Genomic DNA, 14,575 nt, shown 5'->3' with positions numbered 1-14,575 from the left:
AGCTCCTCCGATAGGGCAAAGAGAAAAAGACGAGTATGCCTATTATTGCTTAAAACCATATGATAAATACCGGTAAAGTCAGGCTGACCGAAAACATCAATGTTTAAAAAAATCTACTCCCAAACTATATGCCTTTTCCAGATTTGATCTTTTTATAAGATCGTCTTTGTTCACCATACCGCCCAGTATTTCCATTTTCACATCCGTAAAACCAACATTATTCAAACGGTCTTTAAGCATGATGCAACGCATACTTTGAGCAATTCCGGTCTCTTCGAGGTATTCAACCGTATGCCCGGCGGTACACATTACAAATGCTTTTTTTGGCTTAATGAACGACTTTCTTTCTGCGTTTTCATCGTAAAAATAAGCGTAACCGATTGTCCAGACCCGGTCAAACCAGCCCTTTAATATGCCGGGGCAGTCACTCCACCAAACGGGATAAATAAAGGCTACCGCATCGGATCTCTGTATTTTTTCCTGTTCTTTTTTTACATCATCAGGAACCGGTGGCAATACCGTCCTGCTCATTTCGCGAGTATACTGGTCAAGATCCAGCTCACATTTAAACTTCATCGCATAAAGGTCCCCGATTTCAAAAGTATTACCTGATTCATTCAAACCTTTCAAAAAAGAGTGTAAAACTTCATAAGTAAAAGAAGATTTACTCGGATGAGCATAAACAACATACAGGTGCATCCTATTTCCCTCCTGAATAAATACAATTAATGTAAAAAATCAATAACACAGTATAAAAGAAAGAATAAACTCCTGTATAAATTATTTCATTGAAAACCATTAATCTTACGAATGCTAAATTGTGCACGGAACTGCCGTGTTTGCCACTGTTTCAAAGCAGCTGGCCGTCTTCAATCAAAGCTGCAAATCCTCAGATATTTTAAACTTTCTGCCCGTGAACCCTGGATAAAACAAGTTTACTTGTTTTAAGAAAATTTTCAGCCCTTTCCGCCGGTTATAATTAAGGCGTATATATAATAAGAGCTTTAATTAAGGAATAATAATACATATTTATTTATAGTATGGGTTTTTGAATCTAGGGCTGTCTATAGAACTTAGAGAGGGATTATAGATGACAGAATATACCCCAAAAGAAAGATTATACCGTGCATTGAGGAAACAGCCAGTAGACAGAATGCCTGCCGTCTGTTTCACCCAGACCGCAACCGTCGAACAGATGGAAGCCTCCGGAGCTTACTGGCCCGAAGCCCATGCAGACGCAGAAAAAATGGCAACACTTGCGGAAGCAGGACACACTGTAATTGGCTTTGAAGCCGTTAGGGTTCCCTTTGACATCACAGCAGAAGCAGAACTTTTTGGCTGCGGAATAAAGGCTGGCGACCTGAAGCAGCAGCCGTCTGTGATCAAACACGTTGTGAAGAACATGGAAGACATGGAGAAGCTTAAGGGCTACAGCCTGAATGAAGGCAGAGTAGGTTTAATCCTTGAAGCTATCAAGATCCTTTCCGAAAAATACGGAAAAGAACTCCCGATTATAGGGTCCATGATAGGCCCCTTCTCCCTTGCCCAGCACATTAATGGAGACGCCTGGTTCGGAAACCTTTTCACAGGCGAGGAGATCGTTCCGGCACTCCTAGACTTTTGCTCGGATTTCAACGTAGCATACGCAAAAGCAATGGTTGAAAACGGAGCAGACACCATAGCCATCATTGACCCTACAGCAAGCTACGAGCTTATCGGCGGGGAATTCTATGAGAAATACGCCCTTCCCTACCAGAAAAAGATCGTTGATGCTATGAAGGAGCTTGATGTCGGCACAGTCCTCCACATCTGCGGAAACACAACCAACGGCCTTTCAATTATGGACAAAACCGGCGTAAACGGTATCAGCGTAGACCAGAGAGTGGATATCAAGACCGCAACAGACAACGTGGAAAATGCAATCATTATCGGGAACCTTGATCCTGTTGCCATACTCTGGAATGGGACTCCTGAGGATGTTGCAGAAGCCTCAAAGAAAGTACTCGATGTCGGAGTGGGGCTGCTTTCCCCGGGATGCGGGATTGTGAGCATGACGCCCAGCGCCAATCTCCAGAAAATGGTTGAGTGCGCTAAAAACTACAAGTACTGAGTAAACAAGTACTGAGTAATGCATTGCTGAGCAATGTACTTGATCACCAACAAGTGGCTCAAAACAACAAGTATCAAAAAATTTGGTAACTAAACTGCCGGCCTGGAGCCGGCTTCACTTTTTTGTACTCAATCTTTAGTCGGTTTTACACTTACTCTCCAGTAGGCCTGAAAAAAGGTCGTATGAAAAAATGTCATATTTTGATATTCGGCTCTCAAATTTTCCGGAAGCTTGCTCCAATCCTGTTCCGGGAGCACACCGTTGAAGACAAACTGATATTTAAAGTTTTCTCTGTGATTAATATATTGCTAAAAAAATATTAGAGCCAACGAATGCAGTTTTTTAGATGAAACTCGATATTCGAAGAATCTAATATATATAATTTTCTTTTTCTTTGATCCACTTAAAGCACTTTAGAGAGAAAAATAAGGCAGAAATCCTAATTTTGGGTGCTACAACCGGAAAAAATCTCCGATTAAAATTTTTAATATAATATATAATAAAGAAAGATAGTGTTTGTTTATATAGTATAATTCTCATCTTTATTTCAGGAATCTGTATCTGAGTATTCAGGACAATTCCAGGCAGTTCCAGCAGGCATACTGTTGGGAAATTTGGGACTGCTAATCGACTGGGAAATAACATATTTGCAGTCTCCAGCAAAATTCCCCGGTATCAATGTCGGGAGAAAAGAAATTATTCACGGAAAAACCCGAAAAACCGGGAAAGAAATGGCAAAATGGCAGTGAATAATTTCGAAAATAGACAATCAAGAAATAATGCAAAAGCATCCCTTGCACCTAATGGCAAAATTTAAGGTAGCGGGGCTTGCAACATAAGTAAGGACCCCATGCAAACGCTTTTTTTACCTAGCGGAGCTTGGGTATGTGCTTGAGCAATACTCTCGTTGTCTAATTTCATACGCATTGTACGCCCAACGATACTGCACAGGAAAGCCAGTTTTCGACGGAAATGGAGGTTTAAAAATGGCAAACCAAGAGATTTTTGATAAATTGACCAACGCGATCGCAACTCAAAATGTTGCAGGTTGCGCACAGTTAGCCCAGGAAGCCCTGGATGCAGGAATTTCACCTCTTGACATTATCACAAAGGGTCTTTCCCCAGGGATGAAGATTATCGGGGACAAATTCGAAGCTGCTGAGGTCTTTCTACCTCAGATCATGATGTCTGCAAAGGCCATGGAAGCCGCAATGAAAGTCCTTACCCCCGAGCTTGAGAAGACAAAAGTAGAAGGAGAGGAAGGAACCGGGCTTGCAATCACCTTCGTTGCAGAAGGAGACATCCACGACATCGGACACCGCCTTGTTACAACCATGCTCGGAGCAAACGGCTTTGATATCCTTGACCTCGGAACCGACGTCCTCAACGAAACCGTTGTCGAAGAGGCTGCAAAGCACAAGGGAGAAAAAGTCCTGCTTGTTGGTTCAGCCCTTATGACCACCTCCATGCTCGGCCAGAAAGACCTTATGGACAGGCTCAGGGAAGAAAACCTCAGAGACAGCGTAAAGTGCATGTTCGGAGGAGCCCCGGTATCCAGTAAATGGATCGATGAGATCGGGGCGGACGCAACCGCAGAAAACGCTGCCGAAGCTGCAAAAGTTGCACTTAACATAATGAAATAAGCCTGGGAGGCAAAGCACATGACATTCAGAAAATCATTTGACTGCTATGACTTCTACGACAGGGCAAAAGTAGGAGAGAAATGCACCCAGGATGACTGGGACCTTATGAAAATCCCCATGAAGGCAATGGAGCTCAAGCAGAAGTACGGGCTTGACTTCAAGGGAGAGTTTGTCCCCACAGACAGGGACATGATGGAAAAACTCTTCCAGGCAGGATTTGAAATGCTGCTTGAGTGCGGGATCTACTGTACCGACACACACAGGATCGTGAAATACACCGAAGACGAGATCTGGGACGCAATCAACAACGTCCAGAAGGAATTCACCCTCGGTACCGGCAGGGATGCAGTAAACGTTCGGAAAAGAAGTGTCGGGGACAAGAGGAAGCCAATTGTACAGGGTGGTCCCACAGGCTCTCCGATTTCCGAAGATGTGTTCATGCCAGTCCACATGAGCTATGCTCTTGAAAAGGAAGTAGACACCATTGTAGACGGTGTAATGACTTCAGTCCGCGGGAAACCTCCGGTCCCAAAAAGCCCGTATGAGGTCCTTGCAGCAAAAACCGAAGCCCGACTCATAAAACAGGCATGTGCAATGGCAGGCCGCCCCGGAATGGGCATATAGGGCCCGGAGACTTCCCTGTCTGCTCAGGGAAATATATCCTCTGACTGCGTTGGCGGCCAGATCTCTTCGGATAGCCACGAAGTCTCCCAGCTCAACGAACTCAAAATTGACCTGGACGCAATCGCCGTTATTGCCCACTACAAAGGAAACAGCGACATCATTATGGACGAACAGATGCCGATCTTCGGAGGATACGCAGGCGGCATTGAGGAGACTACAATTGTCGACGTTGCAACCCACATCAACGCCTTTGTCATGAGCAGTGCAAGCTGGCACCTGGATGGTCCGGTCCACATCCGCTGGGGCTCAACCAACACCAGGGAAACCCTTACCATTGCAGGATGGGCATGTGCAACCATTTCAGAGTTCACGGACATACTCTCAGGAAACCAGTACTACCCATGTGCAGGGCCATGTACAGAGATGTGCCTCCTTGAGGCGTCAGCTCAGTCCATCACTGACACGGCATCAGGAAGGGAAATCCTCTCAGGTGTGGCATCAGCAAAGGGTGTTGTTACTGACAAGACCACGGGTATGGAAGCCAGGATGATGGGAGAAGTGGCAAGGGCAACTGCAGGTGTGGAAATCTCAGAGATTAACAAAATACTTGACAAACTAGTAGCCCTTTACGAGAAGAATTACGCAAACGCACCGGCTGGAAAGACTTTCCAGGAGTGCTACGACGTAAAGACAGTAACCCCGACTGAAGAGTACATGCACGTCTATGACGGAGCAAGGAAGAAGCTCGAAGACCTGGGACTTGTATTCTAAGCCGAAAGTTCGACCTGAAATCAAGTTAAATAAATAACAGGCCAGCGAGCTTTTCGCTGGCTAACTTTTTTTGGAAGATTTCAGGCACAACAATTACAGACATATTGCGAATTATGAAGAAAATTTTTTCATGAATAGGTGAACGTATACAAGAATTCATTGTGTAAAAAAAAGAAGGGGATACAAAAAATGGACATCTGGAATGTTATAAACGGACTGATATATCTTCTGGCCTTTGGGCTGATAGCCTGGGTTTTACTGGACGCCAGCAGGATTTCAAAAAGAAGGGGTTGAGGCATCATGTCCGAACACTATGAGTCTGCTAGCCTGGTAAAAACTTTGCGACCTTTCCATGTATGGGCTCTCGGCGTAGGAATCGTGCTGGTAGGAGAATACATGGGCTGGAATTTTACTGTCGCAAAAGGAGGAGTTCTTGGTTCCCTGCTTGCCATGCTGGTCGCAGGAACAATGTATGTCATAATCTCCCTCTGCGCCAGTGAACTCGGGGCAGCAACCAAACTTGCAGGAGGACCTTACGACTGGGCAAGGTTATTTATCGGACCCGGAGCAGCTGCCAGTGTAGGGCTGGCAGTTTATATGGAATACATAGCCCTTGAAGCGGCAGATGCTATTGTTGTCGCATTCATCGCACAGAGTATCTTTCCGGAGCTACAGGTCTTTCCTGTGACTTTGCTTGTCATTGCACTTTTGACCTTCATCAACTACCGTGGCGTTGTTGCGGCATTAACCCTGAACTTTTTCCTGACCATGATAGCTTTCATCTCGATAGTGGTCTTCTTTTTCGCAACAGCCTTTGGAGGAGTGGACATCCACCCTGAATACCTGTTTCATGGAGCCCTACCAAACGGCATGATAGGCCTCTTTGCAGCTTTGCAGTTCGGGCCGTGGTTCTACCTGGGGATAGAAGGGGCGGCAATGTGCGCCGAAGAGTGCAAACACCCGTCAAGGGCAGTGCCTCTCGGACAGCAGGCCGGGATGATCACCCTGCTCGTGGGAGCAGCAATGACCCTCTATCTATGTTCGGTACTGATCCCGACGGACCAGCTAGGAGTTTCAGTGTATCCGCTCTTTGAAGCTGCACAGAACAGCGGCATGTTCATTTTCATTGCCCTGCTAGGACTCGGGACATTCCTGACCTGCGTTGCCAGTGCAAATGGTTGTGTCTGTGACTCCTCACGCTCCTGGTTTGCCCTCTCCAGAGACAATTATGTTTCTTCCTGGTTCTCTGCAGTGCACCCGAGATACAACACACCGTACAGGGCAGTGATCTTCACGATGCCCGTTGCAATTGGCTTTGCATTCAGCGGTTTCCTTGACCAGGTAATTACCTTCTCGATTGTCTCGGGGCTACTCTGCTATGTGCTGATTCCTTTCGCCCTGATTCGTTTCAGGAGCCTTTTTCCACAAAACACAAGCACGATCAGGCCTTTTGTGAGCCCCCTCCAGCCGTATATTGCTTACTTTGCAATTGCAATCGCAATCACAATTCTTTCAACGCTGTACTGGGGCTACAAATATAACCTGATCTTCGCCTTTGTGTTCTACGGCATTGCTTACTTCTATTTCAGTCACAGACACAGGAGTTTAAACATAGAAAATAACTGGACTGAAATGGGCTGGCCCTTACCCAGGGGCTCGGAAAATACAGGGATACGAAAGGAGGCGACAGGCATTGGAGACGAATGAACAGGCAATGGAGAGCAAATACCAGAGCAAACTCAACGGAGATACGGTTCTTGTTGTCGGCATGCTGGCCTTGCTTGTAGGTGTGGAAGGATTTATAATATACAAAATCTTTACCGAAACCTGGGAGATTGTTTCCGATTTCTCCTATCTCTACGTAATCTTTCTCGGATTGATCGTTTCGGTTGAGACTATCGGATGCCTGAGAGTTAGAAAGTCCATAAAAAACCATATGTTCGAGTTCAAATACTACGATTGAGGAGGCAAAAGATATGGCACAAAAGAGCACCATTGCAGAGGTTTTTGACATTGTGTTTATTTTCATCCTTGCCTTCGCCTGTGTAGTTATTCCAACCGTAGTTCAGGGAGCTGTACTTGTTTCCTGGGAAGAAGGAGGATCAGGAATAGGCTTCGTCTGGGACCCGGTAGGCTTCTTCAGTTTCTTACTTGTCATAATTGCTTTCTTTGTAGTGATCCTGTATCACTCGGTAAAGCACTACAGGTACTGAAATACTGAAAAACGCGGAAAAAAAGCCGGGATAAACAGGATGCCTGCCTGAAAATAAAATCGGGCAGGCAATATTTTTGAAGGTTTTTTAGAGCAAAGAAAAAAATTTCGTTTTTCAAATGCAGCTATGTTCAATTCTGCTGCATGAGCATTATCTCCCTGAAATGAGGGATTATTCAGGGAGCAATGGAGGGATTTTTTGTGGTGTGGATTCGACCCAGAAGCCCGATCAAACTTCTGCTCAAGGGAATACAGGCTCTAAACCCCCTATAAAAAGTACAGGACACCTTTCAGATGTATCCTGAGATCTCAGGTCTGTACCCCGTTTAGAAAGTTTTATTGAGCCGTTTAACTCCTGAGAAGCATGAACTTCCGGTTCTTTTACAATAAAAGATAAAAACTTATTGTATATATAATTTACTGTATAGTTTTTGCATATTGACCAATAAGATATATAGTTTACTGTTTAATCAAAAAATTAAATAGAATTACTTATATAATAGATTTAGAAGAAACATTAAAGAAGGGAAAGATATAAAAATAAACTGCTCACATCTAAAATAAATTAGGAGAAGAGGAAGAAAATTCTGATTTCCGGGTTAATCAGGAGAATGTGGAAATCAATTTTTCGAGCTGGATTCTCTCACTGGTAGCATCCGTAAGCCTGGCATCGGCTTCAGAGATACTGACAATAAGGCGTGCAATATCAGCATCGGTTTCTCCTGAGTCTATAAGAGCTTCGGAAAGTCCTTCAAAGATATCGGTCCCAGAAAGCCCTTTTTCAATAATCATTCCATCTATGAGCTGGCGCCCTCTTGCGAAGTCTCCTGCAAGAGCCGCTTCAAGCAGTTCATCGATAGTCTCGTCCCTGCCTTTCATAGTAGCTTCATAGACGATTTCTTCCGTAATTTCAGCACCTTCTGACCTGAGCGCAGCAAGCTGGAGAGTTTGGACAGCTCTTGCAACATTCCCTTTAGCCAGATAAAGAACCGCATCAAGTGCACCATCGGAAAGTTTCAGTTTTTCTGCAAGGGCGATCCTCTCAAGATGGGTTTTCAGAAGAGAATCCGGAACATAGGCAAAGAAAACCTGAAGCCCCCTTGAACGGAGGGGGGAAATGAGTTTCGAAGGTCTTGTTGTAGAAAGAATAAACCTGCAGGTTGAACTGTATTTTTCCATGATCCGCCTGAGAGCGTGCTGTGCATCCGAACTCAGGGATTCGGCATTATCGATATAAATTATCTTGTAATCAGCATCAATGGAAGCCATTCCTGCATATTCGTTAACGACTTCCTTAAAAATATCTATTACGCTCTTGTAGATTTTTTTCGGATCATCCGTACCCAGAATGCGGACAAAACGTTTATCCCGTACAAGATAACGTTTTCCCTGGTCGAAAAAGTCCGAGGCATTGAAATATACAAAGTTGTTTTTCCAGGTCTCTCCGTAGAGCTCCCGGGCAAGGGCAAGAGAAGCTGTTGTTTTTCCCGAGTTTTCAGGCCCGTAAAAAATAAGGTGAGGCAGGGTCCCGGACTGCAACAGTTCGGAAAGCGTTCTTACGGCATGTTCGTTTCCAAGCATTCCTTCAAGGGTTTCTGCCCTGTATTTTAGAGTCCAGAGATCCTGCATTGATTCCACCTTGTTTTTCAGTTTTGAATACTCAGTTCGTTCAGGGATTTTTTATCTTTTCGGGTACTCAGTCAGCCGTACTTTCCTGGGAGCCGTTTCCGTCTACCTCAAGCAGTTCCTTGATTACCACACCGTAAACAGGCCTTGCGATAACCACACCGATGAAAACACCAATGATAGTGGTGATGGCAAATCCCTTCAGGGCTCCGAAACCCATGACTACCAGGGGAGACATGGCAATTATCGTTGTGGCGGCTGCCCCGAAAATGATTGCAAAGGCCTTTCCAATTCTGGAAACGAAGACCTTTGTTGGCGGGAGTCTACCTTCGTAAAGCACCTCGTCCGTGATGATTACAAGATGGTCAATACCTGTCCCGATCGCGGCAATTATACCTGCAATTGCTGCAAGGTCAAGCTGCCAGCCGATAGCTGCTGCAACTCCCAGGATCATAATGACTTCACTGACGGAAGTCCCGACCATTGGCACCAGGATTTCAGATCTCCTGTACCTGCGGAAAACAACGGCAGCGACTGCGATCAGAGAGAGCAAACCTGCCATGACCGCTTCGGTTTTGAACTGTTCTCCAAGGGTTGGATCAACGTGCCCTGAACCTACAAGCACCACATTTACAGGTAGAGCCCCTGCCCTGAGGTGAATCTGGAGTGTTTCGGCTTCGGTCTTTGCTGCCTCGTCCGTGCCTGTGGAAGCCTCCCAGGAATAGATGGGAGTTTCTTTCAGTCTGGATGCTGCAGAGTAACTGAGGGGAGCCCCATAGATCTCCTCTTCATCCAGATACATGTTCAGGTAGTGGCTTTCGGGATAGTCCGTAGCTCCCGTATCAATTGCAACTTTCTGGAGAGCTCGGGCTCCTTCTTCATCCAGGGTAAAAGGAGTATGCCACTGGTTATCGTGGTAACTCGGAATCCCCACACTTACAATAGAGTCACCGTAAAGGACATGCTGGGTCTCATTTCCAGTAGTCTGTATGCGGATCTCGAATTTTCCGGGCTTTTCGGCAATATCCTTTGCCGTTGCAAGGTCGATCCCCGCAAAATCGATGAGGATATAGTCCTCTCCGACAGTCCTGACAGGAATATCCTTCAGACCAAGGGAGTTAAGTTTGTCGTTTAAGATATCCCTGGTAAGATCCCTTGTATCGGTGCTGACCCCTTCTTTATAAGTCGAGGTCCCGTCTTCATTCTTGAGGATTGTCCCTCCGACTTTTTCCATAAGGGCTTCAATCTCTTCTTCTGAGGCTTCAGCCCTGATTTCATAAACAGTACCGTCTTCGGTATCGATGGGAAGCACTTCCGCATCAAAGGCCTGTGCGAGGTAAGCCTGAATCAGGGTTTCCTTGCTGGTAGTAAGAGTTACCTGGGTCGTGCCCTGGCTAAGCTTATCAACGCTTACACTGCCAAGGTTCAGAAGCTCAAGCTGGGATGCACTGACCGTAGCGGATGTTGTGAACGTGAGGTAACTGTCAGATGAACTCACCCCACTGACTTCAAGGTTGCTGTCCGTGACCTGGATAGGGGCGCCGATTACAGGTTCCACCAGTTGACTGACTATCATTTCAGGATCCGCATCTACCTGGACAAGAGCTCCCTGCAATTTGATCTGAAGCCAGGAACCACCTTCAAGGTCAAGTCCGTAATTCAGATTAGTGTTCAGCCCTTCTTCAGAATTATAACCCGGATGGATAAGCAGAACAGAAGCAAGCAGGGCAAGTATGAAGATGATAACCCTTACATTTTTAAAGAGGCTTTTTTTATCTCTCATCTGTTATACCTCCCTCTGAATTCGGGTTTTGTCACATACCACCGCAGAATCCCGGTGTTAAGAAGCCAGGTATTCATAATATCGGCAAGAAGCCCCACGAGCAGCACACTTGAAATCTGCGAAAGCAGGGTAATCTGTGTGAACGAAGGAATTACCAGGTAAGGGAAAGTTGAAACTACATACATAACCACAAGGGCTGCAAGGGTTGTTGTGGTCATGGTAATCCCCGTCTGCATTGCCCTTGAAATCTTTTCCATCACCGTGCCCCTGCGTTTGAGCACTCTGTTTGTCAGCAAAATGTCACTGTCTACCGAATAACCAATGAGCATAAGCAGAGCTGCAACTGTTCCAAGGGAAAGTTCGATCCCTACAATCCGCATGAAAGCAGCAGCAATCATAATGTCCGAAAAGGCAGAAAGTACCACTGCAAAAGAAGGTATAATGCTCCGGAAAATAAGGAAAACTACAATGGACATTCCTATAAATGATATAAGAACAGCCCGAAGAGCCTGAACCTGCAGTTCCTGGCCGTAAACGGGCCCTATCTGTTTGATTTCTACGTTAGAATAACGGCCCATCACATCGTCTTCAAGTTGACGCTGTTCTTCATTGTCCATAATCCCAAACTGCATGATAACCCTGCTTCCGGCCTGCCGGGCATCTTTGATGGGATAAGAGGAGTACATTTCTTCAAGCACAGCGGGGGAATCGGTTGTCTCTACCGAAATCTGGGTACCGCCCTGGAACTCCATTCCCAGGGTTACCGGCGACCCGCTGCTTGCAAAAGAAACCAGCAGTACGGCTAAGGAAACTGCAAGTACTGCAAGGGGGATTGCCAGCAACTGGCGATTATCGTGATTTTTCACGAAATTATCTAAAAATACGGTCAAACCTGTTGCCATAATTAAATACTCCGGATGAATGCATATATTTTTTAGAATTTATCCGAGCTTATTTTTCCGGATTACAATCCAGAAAACGTCCAAATTCATAACACGGAAATGTCCTGATTTACAGGCCAGAACCATCCAGAATTATCGTCCGGAACGTACCTGGTAACTTGAAATTATCAGCCCTTTTCGAACTCTGGTCCCGGGAAAAATATTCCACATTCCACATAGTATAAATAAGTCACTTCATTTCAGTTCTATACACCATAGATTATATTAATTATTCCTCGAAAAACGATTCTTTTTCTATATAGCGTTAATTCATTTCATTTAAAATTTATTGTCAAAAGTGACACAAGTTTTAACGTTACAACTATATATACCAGTTACTGTTCATTAAAAATAATGACAGAAAGACCTTCCCTTGACGAGTACTTCCTGGAAATCGCCTTCGTTGTAGCCAAAAGGGCGACCTGCCTCCGTAACAATGTTGGGGCAGTGATCGTTCGGGATAAACGTATTCTTTCAACCGGATATAACGGTGCGCCAAGCGGCCTGGAACACTGCCTTGATATAGGATGTATCAGGGAACTTGAAAAGATCCCTTCCGGCACGCGGCATGAAAAATGTCGGGCAGTGCATGCGGAACAGAATGCCATTATCCAGGCTGCAATCCACGGGGTCAGCATTTCCGGAGCAACCATTTACTGTACCCACCAGCCCTGTATCCTGTGTGCAAAAATGATCATAAACTCAAATATCAAAAGGGTAGTATACTCAACACCTTATCCTGACACTGATTCCCTGGATTTCTTCAGGAGTGCCGGGGTGGAAGTAGAATGCCTTCCCTTAGAATGAGAAAACAGGAATGGTAGAAAGAATTACCCGCAAACTCTAAAACAGGGATTAACAGACTCTTTGAATAAATCGTTTATTAAAAGGCGTCAGAGAGGCTCTTTATTTCAATTCTTTTTCTGCAGGCATCGAAGCCATTTTTTGATAACATCCATATCTTCAGGGCGGCAATTCTCACTCATGGACGTGCCTTCTTCACAGTAGTAATCAAGCCCGCGAATAGCCATTTACCAGAAACTGGCGACTCTTGTGTTTTTCACGAAATTATCTGAAAATTAGGTCAATTCCGAAAGAATTTGAAATTAATTGCCAGAAACGGCACAAGTTCTAACACTATAACTATATACCAGCTACTCTTTATAAAAAATAATGACAGAAAGACTTTCTCTTGACGAATATTTCCTGGAAATTGCCTTTGCCGTAGCCAGAAGGGCGACCTGCCTCCGGAGTAACGTCGGGGCAGTGATTATGCGGGATAAACGTATTCTCTCAACCGGATATAACGGAGCTCCAAGCGGTCTGGAACACTGCCTTGAGATAGAGTGTATCAGGGACCTTGAAAAGATCATTTCAGGCACGCAGAAAGAAAAATGCCGGGCAGTGCATGCGGAACAGAATGCCATTATTCAGGCTGCAATCCATGGAGTCAGCATTGCAGGAGCAACCATTTACTGTACACAACAGCCCTGTACCCTGTGCGCAAAGATGATCATAAACTCAAATATTAAAAAGGTTGTATACTCAACACCTGATCCTGACACTGATTCCCTTGAGTTTTTCAGGAGTGCTGGCGTGGAAGTCGAATGTTTTCCCTTAAAATGATAAAAGGGGATGTGGACTGGAAATTTATCCGTACAACCAAAAACCAGAATTAATAGACTCCAGACTCCCCAAATAACTCGTATATTAAAGGACATCAGAGAGGCTCTTTATTTCAATTCTTTTTCTGCAAGCATCGAAGCCCTTTTTTGATAACATCCATATCTTCAGGGCGGTAATTCTCACTCATGGATATTTCTTCTTCACAGTAGTAATCAAGCCCGCGAATGACCGCTACCGGGATTCCTCCTGCCCCTTCTCCCATCAAAAGGTTGGCAGCCCCTGCAAGCTCATCGGCAACTGCTTCTTCCGTAATCTCCAGGACTTTGTCGAAAAGATCCTTTTCCCCTATCCAGCGTTTTATGGGCTTTATTTTGTAAATCCCTATGGCTACTCCGGTCTGTCCGATTTTGAAAGCTCTTCCGTTTGTGTCCGTAATAATAACACTTAACTTTTTCCCGCTAATGCTTTCAAGCCGCTCTCCAAGTTTTGAGGCACTGGAGTCCGGATTTTTAGGAGGGTAGAGCAAAAACCCATGCTCAATATTGGATTCGTCAACCCCTGCATTTACACAGGTATGCCCTGCAAGTGTTGTAACAAGCATAAAAGGCGCCTCAACAAAGACTTCCCTGCTCCTGGAAAGGACAGCCTGGATAAAGCGGGCATCTTTCCCTGTACGGGACGCAATCGCGAGTGCTTCCTCCCCGGGGGTGATGTCTTCGAGCCTGAAAGTTTCCCCTTCGGCTTTTGCAACAATGGTCGAGGCAATAACAATGATGTCTCTGTCTTGAAGTTCAATCCTCTCACAGATGATGTAGGGCAGGTCGTCCCCTTTCCGTATCAGGGGGATCTTTTCTACGGCAATTGCTTCAAATTTCAAGAGGCTTCCTCAAAAATGTTAAATTTTATAAGATATAGGGCAACAAAATATGGAATGGTAGATGTTATAGGATGTTAGATATTATGGTATGGAATGGTAAATTTGCTATGGCAATAAGATCTTTTTCATTGAGTTAGGGAAACTTTTCCGTTGAGTTAGGGAAACTTTTCCGTTGAGTTAGGGAAACAGCCCCATAATGGAATAATTTACAGCAGTAAAGGCAGTAACCATAAATAAGACCACCGATATACAGGATTTTGCGGCGATGATGAGAGTTACCCCAGCTGAGCAAAAGATGATGAGAACAATTTCCTGATGCCGCACTTTTCACTCTATTTTCCGGTTATTTTGAGATTTTCAGT

Annotated in this window: 12 protein-coding genes and 1 pseudogene; 8 read left to right on the top strand and 5 right to left on the bottom strand. The window is 45.0% G+C overall.

Annotation, left to right across the window (positions count from 1 at the left end; all coding sequences use genetic code 11):
- Nucleotides 1–96 precede the first annotated feature (96 nt).
- The gene (locus MA_RS00780) at nucleotides 97–699 is read right to left on the bottom strand and encodes an NAD(P)H-dependent oxidoreductase (RefSeq protein WP_011020205.1); all 603 of its coding nucleotides are present in this window, start codon (nucleotides 697–699) and stop codon (nucleotides 97–99) included.
- Nucleotides 700–1,090: 391 nt separating this feature from the next.
- On the opposite strand from MA_RS00780, the gene mtbA reads away from it, so the two are divergent.
- The 6 genes and pseudogenes from mtbA to MA_RS00740 all read left to right on the top strand — a co-directional run bounded on the left by mtbA (nucleotide 1,091) and on the right by MA_RS00740 (nucleotide 7,361).
- Nucleotides 1,091–2,110, top strand: coding sequence for a methylcobamide:CoM methyltransferase MtbA (mtbA, locus tag MA_RS00775; RefSeq protein ID WP_011020204.1), 1,020 nt, complete (start codon nucleotides 1,091–1,093; stop codon nucleotides 2,108–2,110).
- A gap of 986 nt (nucleotides 2,111–3,096) precedes the next feature.
- Entirely contained in the window at nucleotides 3,097–3,753 is a 657-nt protein-coding gene (locus MA_RS00765; RefSeq protein ID WP_011020203.1) for a methyltransferase cognate corrinoid protein, read from the top strand.
- Nucleotides 3,754–3,771: 18 nt separating this feature from the next.
- Nucleotides 3,772–5,148: pseudogene (locus MA_RS24915) on the top strand (monomethylamine:corrinoid methyltransferase).
- 300 nt (nucleotides 5,149–5,448) lie between these two features.
- Nucleotides 5,449–6,855 (top strand): APC family permease, encoded by a 1,407-nt coding sequence (locus tag MA_RS00750; RefSeq protein WP_011020201.1) that lies wholly within the window; start codon nucleotides 5,449–5,451, stop codon nucleotides 6,853–6,855.
- Nucleotides 6,842–7,111, top strand: a complete 270-nt coding sequence (locus tag MA_RS00745; protein WP_048064822.1) for a hypothetical protein — start codon at nucleotides 6,842–6,844, stop codon at nucleotides 7,109–7,111. Before MA_RS00750 ends, MA_RS00745 begins: the two co-directional genes overlap by 14 nt.
- 13 nt (nucleotides 7,112–7,124) lie before the next feature.
- Complete coding sequence (locus MA_RS00740) at nucleotides 7,125–7,361, top strand: efflux RND transporter permease subunit (RefSeq protein WP_011020200.1); 237 nt, start codon at nucleotides 7,125–7,127, stop codon at nucleotides 7,359–7,361.
- A gap of 602 nt (nucleotides 7,362–7,963) precedes the next feature.
- Here MA_RS00740 and MA_RS00735 read toward each other — a convergent pair.
- The 3 genes from MA_RS00735 to MA_RS00725 all read right to left on the bottom strand — a co-directional run bounded on the left by MA_RS00735 (nucleotide 7,964) and on the right by MA_RS00725 (nucleotide 11,671).
- A complete protein-coding gene (locus MA_RS00735) occupies nucleotides 7,964–8,989 on the bottom strand; it encodes an AAA family ATPase (RefSeq protein ID WP_048064821.1) in 1,026 nt (341 codons plus the stop codon).
- 67 nt (nucleotides 8,990–9,056) lie between these two features.
- Nucleotides 9,057–10,769: a preprotein translocase subunit SecD gene (locus MA_RS00730; RefSeq protein WP_011020198.1), complete on the bottom strand. Its 1,713-nt coding sequence runs from the start codon at nucleotides 10,767–10,769 to the stop codon at nucleotides 9,057–9,059.
- Nucleotides 10,766–11,671: a protein translocase subunit SecF gene (locus MA_RS00725; protein WP_011020197.1), complete on the bottom strand. Its 906-nt coding sequence runs from the start codon at nucleotides 11,669–11,671 to the stop codon at nucleotides 10,766–10,768. Before MA_RS00725 ends, MA_RS00730 begins: the two co-directional genes overlap by 4 nt.
- Before the next feature lie 393 nt (nucleotides 11,672–12,064).
- Here MA_RS00725 and MA_RS00720 point away from each other — a divergent pair, with 393 nt between their 5' ends.
- Complete coding sequence (locus tag MA_RS00720) at nucleotides 12,065–12,517, top strand: deoxycytidylate deaminase (RefSeq protein WP_011020196.1); 453 nt, start codon at nucleotides 12,065–12,067, stop codon at nucleotides 12,515–12,517.
- A 366-nt stretch (nucleotides 12,518–12,883) separates the two neighbouring features.
- Nucleotides 12,884–13,336 carry a deoxycytidylate deaminase gene (locus tag MA_RS00715; protein WP_011020195.1) on the top strand — a complete coding sequence of 151 codons (453 nt, stop codon included), beginning with the start codon at nucleotides 12,884–12,886 and terminating at the stop codon, nucleotides 13,334–13,336.
- 112 nt (nucleotides 13,337–13,448) lie between these two features.
- Here MA_RS00715 and MA_RS00710 read toward each other — a convergent pair whose 3' ends face one another.
- A complete protein-coding gene (locus tag MA_RS00710) occupies nucleotides 13,449–14,213 on the bottom strand; it encodes a coenzyme F420-0:L-glutamate ligase (protein ID WP_011020194.1) in 765 nt (254 codons plus the stop codon).
- Nucleotides 14,214–14,575 lie beyond the last annotated feature (362 nt).

Source organism: Methanosarcina acetivorans C2A (assembly GCF_000007345.1).
GTDB classification, from domain to species: domain Archaea; phylum Halobacteriota; class Methanosarcinia; order Methanosarcinales; family Methanosarcinaceae; genus Methanosarcina; species Methanosarcina acetivorans.
This window is presented reverse-complemented; position numbering and strand designations above follow the sequence as displayed.